General features: G+C 36.3%; 22 protein-coding genes and 1 other annotated feature. Of the genes, 3 read left to right on the forward strand and 19 right to left on the reverse strand.

Annotated features, from left to right (window positions below; all coding sequences use genetic code 11):
• Positions 1-2 precede the first annotated feature (2 nt).
• A complete protein-coding gene (locus NYQ66_RS18015; RefSeq protein ID WP_259871469.1) occupies positions 3-518 on the reverse strand; it encodes a YqeG family HAD IIIA-type phosphatase in 516 nt (171 codons plus the stop codon).
• 374 nt (positions 519-892) lie between these two features.
• Here NYQ66_RS18015 and sda point away from each other — a divergent pair, with 374 nt between their 5' ends.
• The 3 genes from sda to NYQ66_RS18030 all read left to right on the forward strand — a co-directional run bounded on the left by sda (position 893) and on the right by NYQ66_RS18030 (position 2,373).
• Complete coding sequence (gene sda, locus NYQ66_RS18020; RefSeq protein ID WP_259871472.1) at positions 893-1,036, forward strand: sporulation histidine kinase inhibitor Sda; 144 nt, start codon at positions 893-895, stop codon at positions 1,034-1,036.
• 286 nt (positions 1,037-1,322) lie between these two features.
• Entirely contained in the window at positions 1,323-2,027 is a 705-nt protein-coding gene (gene sigK / locus NYQ66_RS18025) for an RNA polymerase sporulation sigma factor SigK (RefSeq protein WP_259871474.1), read from the forward strand.
• Between the two features lie 94 nt (positions 2,028-2,121).
• Positions 2,122-2,373 (forward strand): hypothetical protein, encoded by a 252-nt coding sequence (locus NYQ66_RS18030; protein WP_259871476.1) that lies wholly within the window; start codon positions 2,122-2,124, stop codon positions 2,371-2,373.
• 88 nt (positions 2,374-2,461) lie between these two features.
• Here the strand turns inward: NYQ66_RS18030 and NYQ66_RS18035 are convergent, their stop codons facing one another.
• The 18 genes from NYQ66_RS18035 to NYQ66_RS18120 all read right to left on the reverse strand — a co-directional run bounded on the left by NYQ66_RS18035 (position 2,462) and on the right by NYQ66_RS18120 (position 22,231).
• Positions 2,462-2,698, reverse strand: a complete 237-nt coding sequence (locus tag NYQ66_RS18035) for a YrhC family protein (protein WP_259871478.1) — start codon at positions 2,696-2,698, stop codon at positions 2,462-2,464.
• An 85-nt stretch (positions 2,699-2,783) separates the two neighbouring features.
• The gene (gene mtnN, locus NYQ66_RS18040; protein WP_259871480.1) at positions 2,784-3,476 is read right to left on the reverse strand and encodes a 5'-methylthioadenosine/S-adenosylhomocysteine nucleosidase; all 693 of its coding nucleotides are present in this window, start codon (positions 3,474-3,476) and stop codon (positions 2,784-2,786) included.
• An 11-nt stretch (positions 3,477-3,487) separates the two neighbouring features.
• Positions 3,488-4,294, reverse strand: a complete 807-nt coding sequence (locus NYQ66_RS18045) for a YrrS family protein (protein WP_259871482.1) — start codon at positions 4,292-4,294, stop codon at positions 3,488-3,490.
• Positions 4,295-4,726: 432 nt separating this feature from the next.
• Positions 4,727-6,463: a peptidoglycan D,D-transpeptidase FtsI family protein gene (locus tag NYQ66_RS18050; protein WP_259871484.1), complete on the reverse strand. Its 1,737-nt coding sequence runs from the start codon at positions 6,461-6,463 to the stop codon at positions 4,727-4,729.
• Positions 6,464-6,557: 94 nt separating this feature from the next.
• The gene (greA, locus tag NYQ66_RS18055) at positions 6,558-7,034 is read right to left on the reverse strand and encodes a transcription elongation factor GreA (RefSeq protein ID WP_259871487.1); all 477 of its coding nucleotides are present in this window, start codon (positions 7,032-7,034) and stop codon (positions 6,558-6,560) included.
• A gap of 181 nt (positions 7,035-7,215) precedes the next feature.
• Complete coding sequence (gene udk, locus NYQ66_RS18060; RefSeq protein WP_259871488.1) at positions 7,216-7,851, reverse strand: uridine kinase; 636 nt, start codon at positions 7,849-7,851, stop codon at positions 7,216-7,218.
• Between the two features lie 24 nt (positions 7,852-7,875).
• Positions 7,876-8,604 carry an O-methyltransferase gene (locus tag NYQ66_RS18065; RefSeq protein ID WP_311202032.1) on the reverse strand — a complete coding sequence of 243 codons (729 nt, stop codon included), beginning with the start codon at positions 8,602-8,604 and terminating at the stop codon, positions 7,876-7,878.
• 19 nt (positions 8,605-8,623) lie between these two features.
• Complete coding sequence (mltG, locus tag NYQ66_RS18070) at positions 8,624-9,808, reverse strand: endolytic transglycosylase MltG (RefSeq protein WP_259871490.1); 1,185 nt, start codon at positions 9,806-9,808, stop codon at positions 8,624-8,626.
• 743 nt (positions 9,809-10,551) lie between these two features.
• Positions 10,552-10,833 (reverse strand): DUF1292 domain-containing protein, encoded by a 282-nt coding sequence (locus NYQ66_RS18075; RefSeq protein ID WP_259871492.1) that lies wholly within the window; start codon positions 10,831-10,833, stop codon positions 10,552-10,554.
• 15 nt (positions 10,834-10,848) lie between these two features.
• Positions 10,849-11,265: a Holliday junction resolvase RuvX gene (gene ruvX / locus NYQ66_RS18080; protein ID WP_259871493.1), complete on the reverse strand. Its 417-nt coding sequence runs from the start codon at positions 11,263-11,265 to the stop codon at positions 10,849-10,851.
• 2 nt (positions 11,266-11,267) lie between these two features.
• The gene (locus NYQ66_RS18085) at positions 11,268-11,534 is read right to left on the reverse strand and encodes an IreB family regulatory phosphoprotein (RefSeq protein WP_259871495.1); all 267 of its coding nucleotides are present in this window, start codon (positions 11,532-11,534) and stop codon (positions 11,268-11,270) included.
• 96 nt (positions 11,535-11,630) lie between these two features.
• On the reverse strand, positions 11,631-14,267 hold the full coding sequence (alaS, locus tag NYQ66_RS18090; protein ID WP_259871496.1) for an alanine--tRNA ligase: 2,637 nt from the start codon (positions 14,265-14,267) through the stop codon (positions 11,631-11,633).
• Positions 14,268-14,343: 76 nt separating this feature from the next.
• Positions 14,344-14,554: a binding site (T-box leader), on the reverse strand.
• Between the two features lie 50 nt (positions 14,555-14,604).
• On the reverse strand, positions 14,605-15,669 hold the full coding sequence (locus NYQ66_RS18095; RefSeq protein ID WP_259871498.1) for an AI-2E family transporter: 1,065 nt from the start codon (positions 15,667-15,669) through the stop codon (positions 14,605-14,607).
• Positions 15,670-15,831: 162 nt separating this feature from the next.
• On the reverse strand, positions 15,832-16,020 hold the full coding sequence (locus NYQ66_RS18100; RefSeq protein ID WP_259871500.1) for a DUF2797 domain-containing protein: 189 nt from the start codon (positions 16,018-16,020) through the stop codon (positions 15,832-15,834).
• A gap of 653 nt (positions 16,021-16,673) precedes the next feature.
• Positions 16,674-18,986, reverse strand: coding sequence for an SF1B family DNA helicase RecD2 (recD2, locus tag NYQ66_RS18105; protein WP_259871502.1), 2,313 nt, complete (start codon positions 18,984-18,986; stop codon positions 16,674-16,676).
• 30 nt (positions 18,987-19,016) lie between these two features.
• Positions 19,017-19,679 (reverse strand): tetratricopeptide repeat protein, encoded by a 663-nt coding sequence (locus NYQ66_RS18110; RefSeq protein WP_259871503.1) that lies wholly within the window; start codon positions 19,677-19,679, stop codon positions 19,017-19,019.
• Positions 19,680-19,778: 99 nt separating this feature from the next.
• Positions 19,779-20,891 carry a tRNA 2-thiouridine(34) synthase MnmA gene (gene mnmA, locus NYQ66_RS18115; protein ID WP_259871504.1) on the reverse strand — a complete coding sequence of 371 codons (1,113 nt, stop codon included), beginning with the start codon at positions 20,889-20,891 and terminating at the stop codon, positions 19,779-19,781.
• Between the two features lie 200 nt (positions 20,892-21,091).
• On the reverse strand, positions 21,092-22,231 hold the full coding sequence (locus NYQ66_RS18120) for a cysteine desulfurase family protein (RefSeq protein WP_259871505.1): 1,140 nt from the start codon (positions 22,229-22,231) through the stop codon (positions 21,092-21,094).
• Between the last annotated feature and the right edge of the window lie 16 nt (positions 22,232-22,247).

Below are 22,247 nucleotides of genomic sequence, written 5' to 3' on the forward strand. Positions count from 1 at the left end.
ATCTATTCCTCCCAACTAATCATACCTTTCTTGCGCATCCAATTTAAAATTCTTCTTTCGATTTGTCTGTTAATACGTGTTATTTTCCCATCGGTCTGTACAATGGGTACAACAAGAATGGTGTGTAAACCCGATCGATTCCCACCTAATACGTCCGTTAATAATTGATCACCAATTACAACAACTTCTTCTTTTTTTAATTTCATTTGCTTAACAGCTTTTCTAAATGCTCTTCCTAGCGGTTTTCTTGCAGCGAATACAAACGGTGTTTCTAAAGGTTCTGAGAACAATTTTACTCTTTCCTCATTATTATTAGAGATTATCGTAACTTTTATATCGTTTTTTTCCATAGACTTAAACCATTGGATGATCTCTGGAGTTGCATCTTTTACATTCCAAGCAACCAACGTATTATCTAAATCAGTAATAATACCTTTTACACCTTTCGCCTTTAACGCTTCTGGTTTTATCTCGAATACGTTTTTCACATGTTCGTTTGGTAAGAATAGTTTTAACAATGAAGTTCACCTCAACCGATCTTTTATACTTCCTTACCCATAATAAACAATTTCGCTTCCTCTTTCAAAATTTAATTAAAAAAAATATGAAAACTTACCATATATATGTATGAAAAGCGAAAAAATCCAAAAAATATTTCGACAAATTTCTACACGCACCTTAACTGTGGATAACTTTATGCACAAAATCACACTTGATAAATCAACTATTTTATAGTAAAAATCCGGTTTACTAACAAGTTATATACACCCTCCTGTAGATAACTTCGAGCTTGTTCGACTTCTCTATTCATGATAAAGTATTATTAACTTCTTAAGACATATCCTACTTTTCTAAATACTAGAAGGGGACTCCCAGTAATAGGAGGGCAATGATGGAACATTTATCAGATGATTTATTACTAGAATCGTATTATAAAGCGAACGAATTAAAACTCAGTCCAGAATTTATTCGGTTAATCGAGAGAGAAATCCAAAGAAGATCGTTAGCCCATGAATTAATTTACCTCGCCAATTAATTGTCGCAAACACTTAGAAAAAATAGAAATAAATCGAATTGTCGAACTCTTGTCGTATTTTGCTTACTTCAAGGGTTTTTATTTTGTACTTTTCCTTAAGTGTAATCAAGTTTTATCCTTTTCTAGAGTCACACATCCCCCTGCATACCGTTATCCTTATCACTCCTCTCAAGCGCTTCGATACAAAAACATGAAACAAATTAAAATGGGACAGACACTTTTAGTCACATACCTTCATAAAGTGTTATATAGGCTTTAGCCTAAAATTAGCAGGAGGTGCATGTGTTTGTCTACCATTCTAAGCGCATTGGCTTTATTATTTAAAGAGGCGCTATTCTTTGTATCCTATGTAAAAAATCATGCCTTTCCTCAACCGTTATCATCAGACGAAGAGGCTAAATATATTCAAAAGATGCAAGAAGGTGATGATCATGCAAGAGATATGCTAATTGAGCACAACTTAAGACTCGTTGCTCATATCGTCAAGAAATTTGAAAATACTGGTGAAGATACGGAAGATCTTATTTCAATTGGTACGATAGGGTTAATCAAAGGGATAGAAAGTTTTTCTAGTGGAAAAGGCACCAAATTAGCAACATATGCAGCACGTTGTATTGAAAATGAAATACTTATGCATCTACGTGCATTAAAGAAGACAAAAAAGGATGTTTCCTTACAAGATCCAATTGGCCAAGATAAAGAAGGAAACGAAATTAGTCTTATCGATATTTTGCAAGCGGAAAATGAAGACGTCATCGAATATATCCAATTGAACATGGAAGTAGCGAAAATAAAGGAATATTTAGGTATTCTGGATGATCGTGAAAAAGAAGTAATTATATGTCGTTATGGTTTAGGAAATGAAGATGACTTAACACAGAGGGAAATAGCTAAAAAGTTAAAGATTTCTCGAAGTTATGTATCAAGAATCGAAAAACGCGCATTAATGAAAGTTTTTCATGAATATTATAAAAAAGAAAAAGGAAATTAATGCATCGTTATCCATTACTGTGATACTCACCCATTCCATTTAGGGTTCTTTATCATATGATAAAGTATATAAACCTATAAGGCGGTGAGTAATAATGCCATATTGGGGTTACGATCCGTACACGAACCCATATCAGGGATACGGAGCTTATGATGGATGGTACGGGTACGACGATTTCGGATATGGATATGATTATGATGGTTATTACGGATATGGTTACGGATACAACACACCTTATAACTATGGATACAGCTCAGGAAGTGGCATCGGCTTTGCATTATTAGTTGTAGGCGTCGTATTGCTCTTAATCTTAGGCGGAGCATATTACTATTATAACTATCTTTAAACCAATGATATGTTCGTCGTAAGTATCATAGAGTGCTTATAATCTAAATAAATAGAAAACCTCTGATTAAAAACGAATCAGAGGTTTTCTATTGTTCTAAAGATTCATGTAACTGTTTTCTCCATTTGGATAATAAAAAAGCAAACCATCCAGCTAAAGAAACACTTGTGATTAACAATATTAATAATATATTACTTTTATCTGAAGGTTCTATAAAGGTAAAGATGACTAACCCTAAGTAAAAATAGATACTTAGAACTAGTAGCGTAATTAAGAATCTACTGAAATCCTCAATTTTTTGTTTCATACGTGTTTGTCCATCCATGTATCTATTCCCCCTCTCCATTAGCATCTTAACACATTTCCTGGAGATGAAGAGGATGTAAATCATGGAAAGAGATTTCCTATAACTATATATTATCCACTAATTCGATAATTAGATTCGCAGCATTTGTTGCAGCAGTTTCTAAGAAGGCATCAAAAGAAATAGAAGATTCTTTTCCAGCTATATCAGAAAGTGCTCGAATCACGACAAATGGTGTTTTATATTGATAACATGTTTGAGCAATTGCAGCAGCTTCCATTTCTGCAGCAATCATACTAGGAAACTTTCCTCTTACAAAACGAACGCGTTCTTCATCCTGCATAAAAGAGTCCCCTGTAGCAATTAGGCCTTTTAATCCTTTTACATTATTCAACTGATCAATTGCACGCATGGTAAGGTTTATTAGTTTTTCATCAGCTTTATAAGTCGGAGGCAACCCAGGAACTTGTCCATATTCATAATCGAACGCTGTAACATCCACATCATGATGTGTAACTTCTGTAGAAATAACTAGATCACCAATTTGTAAGTCTTCAGCAAAGCCTCCCGCTGATCCTGTATTGATAACAAGATTAGGGTTGTATTTCTCATGTAAGATCGTTGTAGCAATGGCTGCATTTACTTTTCCTATACCGGATTTTAATAATACAACTTCTTTACCATGTAACGTCCCTGTTGTAAATTGGCAGCCTGCTATATCTTCTTGGTTTTTATTTACCATTTTATTTTGTAATAATTTAATTTCTTCATCCATTGCTCCAATAATTCCGATAGGCATATTTGTCCTCCTTATTCGTTTACCACTTCTAACTCCGTTGTGTTGCTCGTTTGTTGGTCTGCAGTTTGTTCCTCAACGTTCGAGGTTTCCGTACCCTCTGTTTCTTCTGATTGATTATCGTTTGCATCATCTTCAAATAAAGGTTTTTTGTCGTTTTCTTTTAATAATTCAACTTTTGTTGGCATCCAACCCTCTTGATCAACCCATGAAAGATATACACGATACGTATCTGTTTGGGCTTTATCTGAAATAGTAGCAATGATTTTTTCTTCTCCGTCACCTTCTACCCACCAAGCAATCATGTCATCCACATAAACACTCGTTGCTAAACTAGATGCACTTAATATTTCTGGCCAATCCTGTGAATCCTGAAGTTCGCTCCAATTTATTTCATGCTCACCAACTTGCGAGGTACCAATTGGTTTCCAGTTAGCAGTATATGCCTCTATCACGTTTTCATCATCCGAGGAAACTGTTTCTTTAACTATTTCAGATTGTTCATCCGAATTCGTTGTTGGCTCATCATCGGAGGGTTCATCATCTGTCGTACTCTCGGGTGTCGTTACTTCTACAGACGGTTCTTCATCTGTTACTTCCTCGCTATCTGGTTCATTCGTATCATCTGTCCGCTCTTGATTCTCGTCTTCATGTGCACTTTGCGCTAGATTGTCATCGTCCTCACCACCTAAAACAAAAACACCAATAAGAATGACAACAAATACCAACCCTACTATCCCGAAAATAGTAATAGCCTTTGTGTTATTTCTTCTCTTCTTAAATCGATCAACCCTATTAAATGGATTATAATCTTCAGACATTTTCATTTCCTCCTTACATTCTGTCTTTTTATTATACTATGTATCATAATGCTTACCAATGATAGCTTGTCAATTATTTCATTTTTTGTCGAACTTCTTCTAGTTTTGACATAAGTGAAGGAAATGAAGCATAAACATCTAATACATTACTAACAAGCGATTTAAGGAGTGTGTTAACGTTTGAAAACTACAACATTTAATCAATCAATATGGAATCTACCAACTTTTAATAAAATAAGCTACGATAAGACTAATAACATACTTATCATTTATTTTTATAACCATAGTCGTATTGAGTTTTCAGACATAAGTGAACAGGTTGTTTTTGAACTTATACTTTCAACGGATAAAGATTGCTTTTTAGAACAAACTTTATTACCTAATTACCCTTATATCCAGTTTAATGAGCGTACGTCTAAGCTCTCATAAACACTAATTTTGTGCGAAAGAATCATGATTCAATAGGCTTTCAACACTATCATAATAAACAGGGTATGTTTTAGCTTGTCCCGATGACTGGTCTAAGTCAACTACAACTAAAGCATATTTTGGTTTATCTGTAGGAAAGTAACCTGCAAACCAATGATGATATTGATTTTCTCGGCCAGTTTCTGCTGTGCCAGATTTTCCCGAAACAGGAAAGGCATTTAAGCTTGCACCTGTGCCATTGTCCACCACACCTTTTAAAAGATTTTGTAATTCTTTAGCCGTGCTTGCTTTGATACTGTCCTTCACCTGTCCGTGTGGTTTGAATTCCTGCATGGTTGTTCCGTTATTATATAAAAGTTTATCTACAATCTTAACTTCTCCCTTTACGCCATTATTAGCAATTGTTACCATCATATTAGCAATTGCAAGTGGCGTTACTTTCACCTCTTTTTGTCCGATTGCTGTTTGCGCAATTGCTCGATCAACATAACGATCTTGATCGTCTCCCCATATATTACCAGATTCTTCCTCAGGTAATTGCTTAAAGTTATTATAATGAAATATATCGCCTTTCCATCCTACTGGATGAACTAATCCCAATTTTTCTGCGTATTTTTCTATAATTGCTTGATCTTCTTTCATCATATCTATCGCGATACTTCCGAATGTAAAGTTACAACTTTGGGCAAAACTCTCTTCAAAGTTAAGCATACCTAATGTTCGATCTGATGGGGAATCGCCATATAGATTCTTATCACAATCATATTGCTTATGAAGCGAATCCTCCGATTGCTCAATTGCTGCAGCAGCAATGACTGTCTTAAAAATAGACCCTGGAAAATGTGATATAAGCATTTGATTAGATAGGTGGTTATCTTTATAAGGCTCCTTTGGATCAAAAGAGGGGCGTGATACCATTGCGAGCACCTCTCTAGTTTCTACATCTAATAACACGGCTCCACCTTTCGTAATCCCCTGTTTATCTATTATGCCTTCCAACATTGTTTGCTTATCGAGATCAAGTGTTGTCTGGACTTTAACTGGATAAAACGGATCACTTTCACCTTGATATCGAAAGTCAAGCCCTAACAAAGGGTCTCCTTTCGCGTCAACATGGTACATCAATTTTTGTTCATCTTTTGAGAGCAAAAAAGGGTCAAAGGCTTTTTCCAATCCTGATATACCAACAGGTTGTTCATTATATTCTAATGATTCCTCATATCTAGACTTAAATTCATCACTATTTGCTCTTACAATACCTACGACATGAGAAGCTAAAAGTTCGTCATTTTCCACTGTTCTTTCAACCGCTACTATGCCTGGAATTGATTCATTTTGTACATTGTCATACATATCATTTGTTATCTGTATATCTCCTAATTCTGAAAGGTATAGCGGCTTTTTCGATTGAACAAGCTTATCCTTCCAATTAACGGATGTTGTTTCAAGCATTTGCTCCATGGAAGGTGATAACTTCATCGATGCAACAAATGGAAAAATAACTACGTCTTTTGTCTTGCTTCGATTTAAAGCTTGATTATTTCGGTCTAAAAAATATCCTCTACCATTAGATAATGTGATCTGACTTGAGCGTTGTTTGACGCTTTCTTCAAGTAGATTAACCTTTTCAGGACCATAGGTTTCTGGAGATATCAATTGAATATCCATGAGTTTATACATACCAAAACTAAAATATAAAAGAATGATAACTGCAAATACACGAACTCGGTTACGTTTCATAAAACTCCCCTCCAGTTCCAAGTATCTACAGTTCTAAATAAAATTAAACCAAATAAAAAAAGTTTCATACACGTGATGTGCATGAAACTTTTTTCTATTCAACTTTTACAATTTTAACATCCATATCTCCACCTGGAGTAGGAACAGTTATTTCTTCTCCAATCTCATGTCCAATCAGTGCTTTAGCAATTGGCGAATCGTTGGATATCTTCCCTTCGAAAGGGTCAGCCTCCGCGCTACCAACAATAGTGTATGTTTCTTCATCACCATCAGGTAACTCTTGAAAAGTAACGGATTTACCTAAAGCAACAACATTTGGATTTTGATTATCGTTCTCTATAATAACTGCATTACGAATCATATTCTCTACTTGAACAATTCTTGACTCTACAAACGCTTGCTCGTCTTTTGCTGCATCGTACTCGGAGTTCTCAGATAAATCACCAAAACCTCGAGCAATCTTTATTCGTTCAACAACCTCTTGTCGTCTTTCGGTTTTCAAGTACTCTAACTCATTCTCAAGCTTTTCTTTTCCCTCTTGAGTCATGTAGTAGCTTTTTTCAACAGCCATTCCAAACACTCCTTTTAATCCCAACAAATATTCTAGCTCTGAATAATAAGTCCGTATTAACCATTATGTAAGTAATCATTCGTTGTATGGTTATTTATAATGGCAACGAAGTTAATGAAAACTATAACAAATACTATGGCAGATTTTACATGAATTTTCAATACTTTTCTATTTAATTGAATTAAAACGTTTTCTTACTTAGAATTGTTTGTATCTTTGTAGCCATTAAATCTATTGCTACAAGGTTTTCTCCACCCTCTGGAATGATGATATCCGCATAACGCTTCGTAGGCTCTACAAATTGTAAATGCATAGGTCGTACAACATTTATATATTGATCAATTACAGAATCAATCGTACGGCCTCTTTCCTTAATGTCTCTTAACATTCTTCTGATAATTCTAACGTCAGCATCTGTATCCACATATACTTTTATATCCATTAAATCTAATAATCGCTGGTCTTCTAAGATTAAAATACCCTCTAAAATGATTACTTCTTTCGGTTCTACATCAATTGCCTGTTCAGAGCGTGTATGTAGCTTATAGTCATAAACGGGCTTTTTAATTGGTTTCTGCTCTAACAATTCTTTTACGTGTTGTACTAACAAATCATTATCAAAAGCAAGTGGATGATCATAATTAGTATGTAAACGCTCCTCAAAAGGTAAATCGGATTGATCTTTATAATAATAATCCTGTTCAATAACAAGAATTGTTTTATCAGCAAAGCGTTGACAAATAGATCGTGTTACGGATGTTTTCCCTGATCCAGACCCTCCGGCAACTCCTATGACTACTGGTTTATTTTGTGACATATTTCCCTATCTCCTTTGTTCAATTCATCTTTTAACAGTTATAGCAATTCCATCCCCAATAGGAACAATGGTTGTCTTGTATTCCGGCAATTCCATTAACCAATCATTAAAAGATCTTAATTTTTTTGCAACGTTATTCAAACGATTTTTTTCGTTCGTTTGGCTTACAACCATGCCTTTAAATAATACATTATCTGAAATGATGAGAGCATCATCCGTTAAATATTGACTATATATTTCAAAGAAACGCTTATATTGTCCCTTTGCAGCATCAATAAATAATAAATCATATGGACCTTTTAGTTTTGCCTCATTCTCCATTTCTAATGCATCACCAAACAATAAGTCCATCTGTTGCTGCTTTCCCCATGCTTGTACATTTCTAACAGCTTCATTATATCGAATCTCATCTCTTTCTATTGTTACAATACGAGCCGATGGGTTTGCCTCTAGCATTCGTAAAGCAGAATAACCAATTGCTGTACCAATTTCTAAAATATTATTTGGTTGCTTTAAACGCACCATCTGCATAAGAAAATCTATACCTAGTGGCTCCATAATAGGTACTCGATTTTCTTTTGCATAGTTTTCCAATTGTTGAACTTTTTCATCGTTTGGATCTAGGTGGTCCGTTAAATATCTTTCTAACTCGTGATCCACTAACGCACGCCTCCTTGCATGACTTTTTAAAATCGTATTTGTAGAGTTATCGAACTTACGATTATAGTAAGCAGAAAAGCAGGGAATAGAAATCTCTACTCCCTACTACTTTTTATTCTTCTCTATTTAAATATTGGTTTTTTAACCTTACATGTTCATCGTGCGTTTCTGCATAATAGATTTGCCCATTTGCAGCAAGAAAATACATATAATTTGTTTCTTCCGGTTCAAGTACAGAAGTTAAAGAGTTTTCACCAAAGTTAGAAATAGGTCCTATTGGTAAACCTACAATTTGATAGGTATTATACGGTGATTCTATCTCTAAGTAATCATATAAAACTCTATCTTTATGTTCACCTAATGCATATAATACAGTCGGATCTGTTTGTAGCATCATATCTGCTTCTAGGCGATTAAAGAACACACCTGCTATTCGCTTTCTTTCCTCTTCTGTTCTAGCCTCGTTCTCCACTAATGACGCCATCGTAATGGCTTCATGGACTGTCCAACCTTCAATAGCTGTTATTTGGTCAATGTATGGCAGAACAACATCCCTTGTCTTTTTCAACATCGTGTGTACAATTGTATCTACACTAGGATTTTCTTCATAAAAATCATACGTTGCAGCAAATAAATAACCTTCCAAAGGTGTTCGAATGCCTTCTGCAAGTATCTTGTCCGATAGCAAGACCGGATAAGCATCCATAAGTACTTGAATATATTCAGGGTCCGATACGGTGTCTAAGAATTCATCTTTATCTATACTTGCTTTTTCCGCATAGATTTCCGCAATTTGTTCTATCGTTTTACCTTCCGGAATCGTAACTGTAAACACTGCCTCTCTCATAACTCGACCTGTTTGTAATGAATCTGTTATTTCACTCAATGTCATAGAAGGAGACAAGGTGTATTCTCCGGCTTGAAAGTCAGCAGCATTATTAAACTTTATATAAAAACGATACATCATGCTATTTTTTATAATCCCGTTATCTTCAAGTATCGTAGCAATTTGGGAAGATGAAGATCCCATTGGAATGACGATTTCTTTCATAGTTTCATTTTCTGGATCTAATGGTTGTAAGCCGGATTTTATATATCGGTAACCGGACATCCCTCCAACGGCAATAGCAATCGTTATAACAACTAGTAGAATCGAAACAATCCTTCTAACTATCCGTGCATCTTCTCCGCGCTGTTTTCTTCGATCACGAAGGGTTGGACTCTTCTTTTTTTGTTGTTTGTTTTCAACTCGACGCTCTTCTTTTTGTTGATTCTTCTCATTATCTGACGTGGACATCGAATATCCCCCTTTCATCCGATATATTATACTACAAACTTCGTCATGATTTCTATAAAATTGCGAAATCCACCATATTACGCATTTTATGTGTGATTTTTTTGGTTGAAGTGGTTTAGTTAAATGACAGAGATTCTCGTTCATCTTAACTTAATTATCTTTGAGCAATTATCGAGTATTAATAAACAGATATGTCGGGTTCAACACTAACCTACTCTTAGGATTTCTTACTGGCGCATTAGCCTATGGATTCACGCTAACGCGTTTTATTGCACCTCTTTCTCACGCGTTAGCTCATAGTTCGCTCTCTGACGCGTTCGAATACACCTCTTTCTTACGCGTTAGCTCATGGTGCGTTCTCTGACGCTTTCGAATACACCTCTTTCTTACGTGTTAGCTCATGGTGCGTTCTCTGACGCGTTCGAATGCACCTCTTTCTTACGCGTTAGCTCATGGTGCGTTCTCTGACGCGTTCGAATACACCTCTTTCTTACGCGTTAGCTCATGGTTCGCTCTCTGACGCGTTCGAATACGCCTCTTTCTCACGCGTTAGCTCATGGTTCGCTCTCTGACGCGTTCGAATGACTCTCTTATTAGGTATTAGTTTAATTTTAATATTTTTTCCTCAAAGGAAAATAACTGTCTGCTTTCAAATAATTCCGCCAAAATCATAAAGTCTATTCCTACAAATATATGAGGGTACAAAAAAATGCACCTCCTCTATTAAGAGGAGGTACATTTTTTTAATTATCTTCTTCATCTGCTAATGTGTTTAGCATTTCTTCAACCATTTCCCACTCTTCATCAGACTCGATTTGGAATAAAGACAAGTCATCTTCATTCGTTTGGTCCTCATATCGAAAAGCAAAAACTTCGACCTCTTCGTCATCTTTTTGCTCTACTGGTACAACCGCAATATAAGAGTGACCAGTTTGATCTACATCAAATGTGAATAACACCTCAAATAAGTGTTCTTCTCCATTTTCGTCAGGAATGATAATTCGCTCTTTTTCTTCTAAAGCCATTCCTTCACCTCCAAATTATTGATTTGAATCAAGATAACCTTGCAAGATCATGGATGCAGCCATCTTGTCGATTACTTTTTTTCTTTTCTTTCTACTTACATCTGCTTCTAACAGCACTCGCTCCGCAGCCATTGTTGTTAAACGTTCATCCCAGAGCACTATTTTCAAGTTGAATTTCTCTTTTAAGTAATCTGCGAACAGCATCGAAGCTTCACCACGTTCACCAATTGATCCATTCATATTCTTCGGTAATCCAACTACCGCTTCTTGAATATCATGTTCTGAAATGATTTTAGCCAATTCATCGTAAGCACTGTCTATTTCTGACTCGTTCCATTTAATGGTTGTTAACCCCTGGGCTGTCCAACCTAGCGCATCACTAATAGCAACGCCAATTGTTTTTGACCCAACATCTAAGCCCATTTTTTTCATCATTAAGCCTCTTTATTCTGATCTAGATAAAACTTAACAAGTTCTTCGATTAACTCGTCTCTTTCAATCCGTCTAATAAGGTTTCTCGCATCTTTATGTCTAGGAATATATGCTGGATCTCCTGACAACAGATAACCTACAATTTGATTAATTGGGTTATAGCCTTTTTCTCTTAATGCTTCATGTACGGTTAGCAATACTTCTTTGACACTTTCATCAAAGGGTTCTTCTGAAAAATTAAATTTCATTGTTTTATCCATTGATTCCATGGAAACACCCCACATTCTTCATATTACCGAATCACCTTTTACAAATAACTGTATCATCTTTTACCATTATATCGTTTATAGAAACCAAATGACAAATTATGAATTAGATTTTATATAAATTTCTGCATATTTTAATGCATCTGCTAACTGATCTGGGTTTTTACCACCGGCTTGTGCCATGTCTGGACGACCGCCACCGCCGCCTCCACAACGTTGTGCAGTTTCTTTAATTAAGTTACCAGCATGATAGCCCTTTGCAATTAAATCTTTTGTTACACCTGCTGATAGTTGCACTTTGCCATTGTTCACAGAGCCAAGCAAAATTATACCTGAATCAAGCTTTTGTTTAAGATCATCTACCATTTTACGTAACTGGTTCATATCTTGTACATCTACTTGGCGAGATAGTAATTTCACTCCATCTACTTCTTGCACGTAGTCTAAAATAGATGATGCTTCCAAGTTCGATAGTTTTGCATGTAATGATTCATTTTCTTTCTGCACATCTTTTAACTCTTGGAATAAGCCATCAATACGACTAATCACCTTATCTTCAGCTACTTTTAATAACTTTGCAGCATCTGTTAATGTTTGATGTTTCGCGCTTAGATAATTGTATGCACCTTTTCCAGTAGTAGCTTCAATTCTACGTGTTCCTGCGCCTATTCCCGATTCAGAAGTAATCTTAAACAATCCTATTTCCGCAGTATTATAGACGTGACAACCACCACAAAGCTCAATACTGTAGTCTCCTACTTTTACGACACGAACAATATCTCCATATTTTTCGCCAAATAGCGCCATAGCACCCATTTGTTTAGCTTCATCAATCGTATGATTATTTATTACTACTGGTAGGGTAGCCCAAATTTTTTCATTTACAATAGCTTCAATTTGCTCTAATTCCTGTTCACTTACAGATCCAAAGTGTGAGAAGTCAAAACGTAATCGTTCTGTTGCAACAAGGGAACCAGCTTGATTTACATGTTCGCCTAACACATCTTTTAATGCCTGATGTAATAAGTGTGTTGCTGTATGATTTTTTACAATAGAGGTTCTTGAAGTACGCTCTACCACTGCACGTACTTTATCTCCTTTTGTAATCGTCCCCTCTGTTACGACAACACGATGAAGATTTTGTCCTTTTGGTGCTTTTTGTACATCTTTCACGACAGCTTTCCCATGCTCTGTGTAAAGGACACCCGCATCTGCGATCTGACCACCACTTTCTGCATAGAAAGGTGTTTCTTCTAGAATGATAAATACTTCCTGGTTTGCAGTTGCTTTCTCTGCAAACGACTTGTCCTCTACAATTTCAGAAATAACTGTATCTATCTCTAACACATCATAGCCAACAAACGCACTTTTCACATCCACTTCACTTAAGACACCATCTTGAATTTGCATGGAATCAACTTTTGTACGCGCTTGACGAGCACGATCACGTTGTTTGTTCATTTCCTCTTCAAAACCTGCTTCATCAATGGTGAATCCTGCTTCTTGTACATATTCCTCTGTTAATTCCTTTGGAAAGCCATATGTGTCATATAGTCTAAAGACTTCTGTTCCAGGAAATACATTGCTTCCTTTTTGTTTTTCCGATTCTATTATTTCTGAAAGGATGGATAAACCTTCATGTAATGTTTCATGGAATCGCTCTTCTTCTGTTTGGATGACATTTTGAATAAACGCTACTTTATCCTCTACTTCCGGATAAAAGTCCTTCATTATCGCTCCAACTGTTGGGACTAACTGGAACATAAATGGCTTTTCAATCCCAATTTGCTTCGCATAACGCACTGCTCTTCTTAATAGTCTTCTTAATACATACCCACGGCCTTCATTGGAAGGAAGCGCACCATCGCTTATTGCAAAAGAAACCGTACGAATATGGTCGGCAATGACTTTATAAGACACATCACTTTCACTACTTTGTCCATAATTGACCGATGCTATTTCTTCTGTCTTTTTAATTAATGGTAAAAACAAATCCGTTTCAAAGTTTGTTGGGGTATCCTGAATCACACATACCATACGTTCAAGCCCCATACCTGTATCAATATTTTTCTTTGGAAGCGGTGTGTACGTATCATCTGGATTATGGTTAAATTGCGAAAATACGAGGTTCCATATTTCTAGGTAACGCTCATTTTCCCCACCAGGATAAAGTTCAGGATCTTCTGGGTTATTTCCGTATGCTTCACCACGATCATAGAAAATCTCCGTATTTGGTCCACTCGGTCCCTCACCAATATCCCAAAAATTCTCTTCTAAACGTATAATTCGTTCTTCCGGTAATCCGATTTTATCTTTCCATAAATAAAATGCTTCATCGTCCTCTGGGTGTACAGTAACAGATAAACGGTCCTTCTCAAACCCAATCCATTTTTCACTTGTTAAGAACTCCCAAGCAAATTCAATAGCTTCTTCTTTAAAATAATCTCCTATAGAAAAATTGCCTAGCATCTCAAAGAATGTATGGTGTCTTGCCGTGTATCCAACGTTTTCAATATCATTGGTACGAATTGACTTTTGTGCATTTACAATACGAGGGTTATCAGGAATAACACGTCCATCAAAATATTTTTTTAATGTTGCTACACCACTATTAATCCAGAGTAAGGTAGGATCCTCTTTAGGAACTAAGGATGCGCTTGGCTCCACTCTATGTCCTTTTTCTTTAAAGAAATCTAAATACATTTGCCGAACTTGTGCTGAAGTTAACTGCTTCATTATTCTAGCCTCCTAATTTAGTTATGTTCATTTCATTTGGTTTAAAACGTAAAAAAACTCTCATTCCTGCTATAAAAGCAGGGACGAGAGTTGTTCGCGGTACCACCCTGATTATGAATTATTGACATAATCCATCACCTTGATTGCAATAACGGCGCAAAACCGGCGAGCTTTAACCCGCACTCTGAACTAGCTTCCATGACCCTTCATTTAGGACTTCTTCCAGCCTTAGGAAATCCCTCTCTTAAAATGGTCTGTCATGTACTCTTGTTCTTCAATGCATTCAATATATGTATCTCACTATGCTAGCATATTATAGAAAAATTTTATAGGATTGTCAACGTCCAGCACGAAAAGCTTTCGTGTGCATTACGATCACTTTAATGACAGATAAAATAGGGACTGCTACAATCATACCAATAATACCACCAACCTCGCCTCCAACTAAGAGGGCAAAGATAATTAAAATTGGATGAATGTTAATACTTTTCCCAACAATAAAAGGCGATAACAGATTTCCCTCTATAATTTGCACGATAAACACCGCAATGATGACATAAAGAACCATTTTACCTGATATGGTAAAAGCAATAATAACTGCTGGAACTGCTCCTAAGATAGGACCGAAATAGGGAATGATATTTGTAATTCCCATTATAATCGCCAAAATAAGCGGGTACTCCATATCAATAAACCACAAAATTCCATACGTTGTTAAGCTAACAAAAAAACAAACAAGTAATTGCCCTCGTATATAATCCCCAAGACTTTTGTCAATTTTATCAAATAACTCTTTCCCATCTTCTCGATACTTTTTTGGTGTGAGCTTCCACATAGATGACTGTATTAGCTTAAAATCTTTTAACATATAAAACACTAAGACAGGAATGACCGCAATCACAATAACGACATCCATAAGCTTCGTCACTTGCATAACAATATTGGTTAGCAGCGTTCCGATCATATCTTCTAAATCATGAAAAAACTCATCCATTTTATCATGAACTGTTTCAGGTAAGAAAGATGTGCTTTCGTACACTTCGTAAATTGCTTGCCGATACATATCCATAAAGTGAGGCAGATTTTCATTCAAATCTTTTAATTGATTAATAAAAGGCGGATATGCTTTGTATAATACATAACCTAACCCACCAAAAAATATTAGATAGATTCCGATGATTGCAAACCATCTTGGATAATTATATTTATGAAGTTTTTCTATTAATGGATGAAGCAAATAGGCGATTAACCCAGCAATTATAAATGGTGCTAAAATACGAAACACAACAGATAATAAAGAACGGTAAAACGGAAATAAGATAGTTAATAAATAGATAAACAAAAATAATAAAATACCAATTAGAATCCAATACAAAAATCGCATTTTTTTCTGATTAAACATGCCCGCTGGCTCCTCTATCTTTTTATTGTACTTTGCATGGATAACCACATTAAACTATGAATGAAAGGAATAACCCCTGCCAACATAATTGACAAGGGTATAAAGCTGCTCATAAATATCTAGTTTCTTATTTTTTGAAAACTAGTAGTTCATTCTAGCATTTTATAATTGCAGTCTTCTTTCATCTTCAGAAAATAAATCATTTAAGGAACTTAAAGATCCATCTGGTTCCACTTGGTGAACATCTAATACTTCGTTTACAAGAGATAACTCTATAAAGCAATTCCAACAATAGAATTGTTGATTTCCTATTTTCCCTATGTTTTTTCCTTTGCAATTTGGGCAATGCATGATTCTAGCAACTCCTTGAACTTCTCGTATAATTTAGTACAAGTATGTCCAAAAATCACACCACTATACATAGATTTCCCATAGCTTAGTACACAATTTGCATATACTGTGCAGTAACAATTTCATGTCATAGAAATAGTGAAGTGTTATAAGCCGTTCCGGCAGAATACTTCGCTTTCCGAGGAGGAATCACGAAAAATCCCAAAACCCGGCATTTTCTAAGATCAGATTCCTCTTGCGGGCACGGCCTCAGCCTCCTCGTGGAAAGGGCACCACTGCGGGGTCTTCACCTCGCGCTATTCCCGCAGGAGTCTTCGTATTCTGCCTCCACTGTTTTGTGCTTTCTACTCATTGATTCTTTTGGAAAAATGATACAAAAATAATACATCTAGGAATTACATTTTTAAATAAAAACCGTTACTAGTTAATGCGTGTATCATTATTTTGAAGCAGTTATTAGCGGAGCAATTGCAATTGGCGACACTCCTACGGGAACAGCGCGAGCCGAAGATCCACTCAGGAGCGTACATTGCGACTGAGTTAGCTGAGGCCGTGCCCGTGGAAAGGGAGCCAATTGCACTTGCGGAGCGGGTGGGATAGTTACGACGGATTTTCTATCAACTATGCAATAAATTTAGCAATATAAAAAGCCCTTATAGGAAATCATAAGGGCTTAATTCTTCTTCTGTTTCTTGTATTTTTTTATCTACTTGAAGTAACTCAATTAGGTTACTAGATAGCGAAGTGTTCCTCTTGTTTGTATCTTCTTCTCGTACACCATAAATAAATGCCTGTTTATCCCCGCATATTATCAACGATTTTTTTGCTCGAGTGATGGCTGTGTATAGCAAGTTTTTACGAAGCATTCTTCGATAACCAGGAACTACAGGTAAGACAACGATTGGAAACTCACTTCCTTGCGATTTATGAATGGAAACACAGTACGCGTGCATTAGATTATTTAGATCTTTTCTTTCATACGTCACTTCTCGATCGTCAAATGAAACTACTACTTGCTCTGCTTGATCTTCGTTTTCATCTTCTTGATAAATAGCAGTGATTTCACCAATGTCACCATTAAAAACCCCATCTTCCGGTTGGTTTACAAGTTGAATAACTTTATCACCGGTACGATAAATAACATCCTTTGTTCGCACTTCTCGTTTTTGCTTACTTTTTGGATTTACTATTTTTTGTATCTCTTCATTTATTCGGTGGATCCCAGCCTGCGAGCGATACATTGGGGCGAGCACTTGTAATTGCTTGAGATCAATATCTTTTTCACTTGCTTTTTGAACAATTTGGATAATCATATCGAGTACTTGATGTTCTCTACAAGCAAAAAAGTTAAAATCAGCATCCTTCTCCAAGGAGCCGGGCTCACAACGATTATTTTTTATATCATGTGCTAGTTGGATAATTTTTGATCCTTCTTTTTGGCGATACACTTCATCTAATTTCACAGCAGATAACTGATTACTGCCTAATAAATCAGCTAGTACTTGTCCTGGACCAACCGATGGTAACTGATCTTCATCCCCCACAATTAACACTTGCATGTCGGATGGAATTGCTTTGAACAGTTGATAGGCAAGCCATGTATCAACCATAGAAAACTCATCTATCACTAGTAATTTACCTGCTAAAGGATTATTTTCATCCTTTTCAAACGTTTCATGACCATTCCAACCTAGTAAACGGTGAATCGTTACTGCTGGTAAACCAGTTGATTCCGTCATTCTTTTAGCCGCCCTACCCGTTGGAGCAGTTAATACAAATGGGTACGTTTTATCTCTATCGTAGTCTCTTGGATCAAGTGCTAAATTATGGATTTGGCTATAGGCCTTTATAATTCCTTTTATTACAGTTGTTTTTCCTGTGCCTGGTCCGCCTGTTAAAATCATAATTTTCGATTCTAGCGCTTGTCGAATTGCTTGAAACTGCTCTTTTCCATAGCTAAGCGTTTCTTCCTCTTCTATTGCACCGACTATTTTCATTAACTCAGCAGCTGTTACTTCTTGTTCTTGCTCATTATCTATTATTCGTTTAACTTGTGTACAAAACCCAGTTTCCGCATAATATAACGAAGGTAAGTACACTTTAGTTTCATTAATAATCACTTTCTTTTCTTTGTTTAATTCTAGTATTTCTCGGGAAATATCATCAAAAGAAATTTCATTTGCTTGTCCAGAGATTAAGTGATCTACTTCTACCATATGGTCTTGCAATGGTAGAAACACATGCCCATTTTGCATACTATTATGAAGAACGTAAATACATGCTGCCTGAATTCTACTTGCGTGATTCATAGGGATATTATTTTGCCTCGCCACTTCATCTGCACGAAGAAAACCAAAACCTTCGATATCAAAAACAAATTGATAGGGATTCTCTTCTAAAATTTGCAACGTTTCTCCCTTATACGTATGATAAATTTTTTGAGCCATTTTTAATCCAAATCCATATTTAGACAGATGAACGACTACATGCTCAAAGCCTTGATGATCCTGCAAACCTTTATGGAGCGCATCTCTCTTTTCTTTTGCGAGCCCTGGGACTTTCTTTAGCACGCTAGGATCATTTAATATTTGGGCTACCGCTGATTCGCCTAGTGTCTCCACTATTTTCTCGGCAGTTTTTTTTCCTATGCCGTAAAATAGATCACTGGATAAGTAGGAAATCAAACCATCTTTGGTTGTCGGTACAAACCGCTCATAATGGTCTACCTGGTACTGTTTGCCAAACTTTTTGTGTTCTTGAAAGGTCCCATAAAACAAATAGGTTTCATTGTCGTCCAATCTACTAAAATAACCCTTAATCACCATTTCTTTTTCACTTAACTCTTCATTTGTTTCTAGCACTTTTATTTTAGCAATGGAAAAATGCTCCGCTTCATTTTTAAAAATAGTGTGGAGTAATTCACCTTTTATATAACTATTGTTTTCTATTTCACGTTGATCTTCCATTGCTGAATTTCTCCTTTTACATGAAGTACCTTACTCTTCATTCAATATTGCTTCGATTGCCGCTTTTCCGTTCATAGCCAATTCATGATTGGGTTGAATCGTTAAAGCTTGATCAAAATGTTGAATCGCATCATCTGCTTTATCTTGTAGTAAATAGGTAACTCCAAGGTTATAGTGTGCATCACTATGTTCCTCGTTAATAGAAATTACTTTTTTAAATATGTTTTGTGCATCCTCAATTTGCTCTGTTTGCGCTAAGGCAAGACCGTACTGAAATAAGGTAGACTCATCCTCAGGTGCAAGCTCTGTTGCTCTAAGTAGATATGGTAGAGCAAGTTTTTGGTGTCCCTGATGTTGGAAGGTTAAACCTAACATCAAGAATACGTCACCTTCTTCTAAACCTAACTCCATTGCTTGTTGGTAGTTTTTTTGAGCTTTTTTATATTTCGATTGTTCAAAATAAAGATTTCCAAGGCCATAAAAGGCTGTTGCTGCCTTCTCATCCAATTCAATTGCTTTCATATAGAATCTTTCGGCACGATCATAATCGTTCATATGTAACAATAGATTACCAAAGTTAATATAACCTACTGGATCGTCTGGCTTTTCCTCAATTGCAGCCGTGAAAAATTGAACGGCTTCTTCCATTTTTCCTTCCTTCATTAAAGAGATAGCTTGTTCTAGATTATCCATATTTCCACCTCATACCTAACAAATTCATTTCAAATTATATTAACGGAAAGAAGGACAGACTTATTTCCTAATAAGTCTGTCCCACCAACCATCAGAAAATTAGCCTACGTAATCGACATAGGTTTCATTTTTAAAAATTTCATCAATCGTTCCGCCACCTAAACAAACTTCGCCATCATAAAAGACAACAGATTGTCCTGGTGTAATTGCTCGTTCAGATTCATGGAAAGTCACTTTTACTTTATTATCATCTATTGGCGTTACGGTTACTTTACTATCTGTTTGGCGATAACGGAATTTTGCTGTGCAAGAAAACTCCTCGGTTATTGGTTGACCACTTATCCAATTTAAATCAGTAGCAACCAACGCATCCGAATAAAGTAACTCGTTATGAAAACCTTGGTCTACATATAAAATGTTTTCCTTTAGATTCTTTCCTACTACAAACCAAGGATCTCCAGCACCGCCAATACCTAACCCTTGTCTTTGTCCAATCGTATAATACATTAATCCTTCATGATTACCTTTAACTACTCCACTTAAAGTTGTCATCTTTCCAGGTTGTGCAGGTAGATACTCACTTAAAAATTCTTTGAAATTGCGCTCTCCAATAAAACAAATACCTGTACTATCCTTTTTCGTTGCTGTAGCCAAGTCATGCTCTTTTGCAATCCGCCGAACTTCTTTCTTAGGCAAATGCCCTAACGGAAACATTACTTTTGCCAATACATCTTGGGATAATTGGTTTAAGAAGTATGTCTGGTCTTTGTTATCATCGACACCACGAATCATTTCGTATGTCCCGTTCACTTCTCTCACTTGCGCATAGTGTCCAGTTGCCAAATAGTCTGCACCAAGTGATAACGCATGTTCTAAAAATGCTTTAAATTTAATCTCTTTATTACACATAACATCTGGATTTGGAGTTCGACCAGCTTTATATTCATCAAGGAAATAAGTAAATACTTTATTCCAATATTGTTTTTCAAAGTTCACTGCATAATAAGGGATATCTAATTGGTTGCATACACGTACAACATCCTCAAAGTCTTCTGTAGCCGTGCAAACACCATTCTCATCTGTATCATCCCAGTTTTTCATAAATATACCTACAACATCATAACCTTGTTGTTTTAATAAAAGTGCAGTAACAGATGAATCAACTCCACCACTCATCCCAACAACTACACGTGTATCTTTTTTCTCTTTCATTTTGTCACCCCTAAATATAAAGTGAAACTTCCATCAGTGGGAGTTCTTCTTTTCCACTGATGGTTAGTTGAACGAATCGGGCTTTTACGGGCAGTATTCCTCACCTAAACTTCCTTCTATCCTAAAGTTTTTGGGGTGGTAGAGTTACTGCCCGTTAAAGCGGGATAAAAGCTACTATGTTTAGTATCTTCCAATAGCTCTTATTTTACTAACCTTTTAACAATAGATGCTACGCGCTTTGCAGCCTCTATGATTTGATCCTGATTATTGGCAAGACCAAAACTAAACCTAATTGAATTTGTCGTTCGTTCATTTTCCGAACCGTACATGGCAGATAATACATGGGATGGCTCTACTGACCCAGCCGTACATGCACTTCCACTAGATGCAGCTATACCAGCAAGATCAAAGTTTGTTAACAAGGACTCTACATTCGTGCCCGGAAAACTAATATTGATCGTGGATGGAATGGTCTTTTCCCATTCTCCATTGACAAAGAAGTTGATCGCTTCTTGTTCTAACGTTTCAACAAATGACTGTTTATATGCTTGATACGTGTTGATCCGCTCTTCTCTTTTTTGTTGGGCAATTTGAATCGCCTTTGCAAAACCAATGATCCCTGCTACATTTTCAGTACCAGGTCGCCTTTTTCGCTCTTGTTGTCCACCATGTTGCAATGCCTCAACTAATACACCTTCACGAATATATAAAAACCCTATACCCTTAGGTCCATTAATTTTGTGGGAAGAAACTGATAATAGATCTATAGAAATTTCATTTACATTTAAATCCAACAAGCCATAAGCTTGAACCGCATCCGTATGGAAATAGGCTTGATGATCCTTTACTATATCGGCTATTTCCTGAATCGGTTGGATGACACCTGTTTCATTATTCACAGCCATAATAGAAACTAAGATCGTCTCATCTGTTAAGGCTGCTTTAAAGCTTTCTAATTCTATTTGACCGTTCTCTTCTACTGGAAGATAGGTGACCTTGAATCCTTGTTTCTCCAAATACTCCGCTGTATGAAGCGTAGCATGGTGCTCTATAACTGTCGTAATAATATGCTTACCTTTATGTTGATTAGCATGTGCTGTACCGATCATTGCAATATTATCTGCTTCGGTTCCACCACTAGTAAAAACAATATCTTTTTCATTCGCATGAATGCTTGAGGCCGCAATTCGGCGCGATTGATCAAGTAGTTGTCTCGCTTTTCTACCAAAAGAATGAATACTAGACGGGTTGCCGTACACCTCAAATATAGGTAGCATTTCCTTAGTTACTTCCGGATCCATTGGGGTAGTCGCTGCATGATCTAAATATATTGGGTTCATAACAACCTCTTTCCTT

This window comes from Aquibacillus koreensis (assembly GCF_025154055.1).
GTDB lineage: Bacteria > Bacillota > Bacilli > Bacillales > Amphibacillaceae > Aquibacillus_C > Aquibacillus_C koreensis.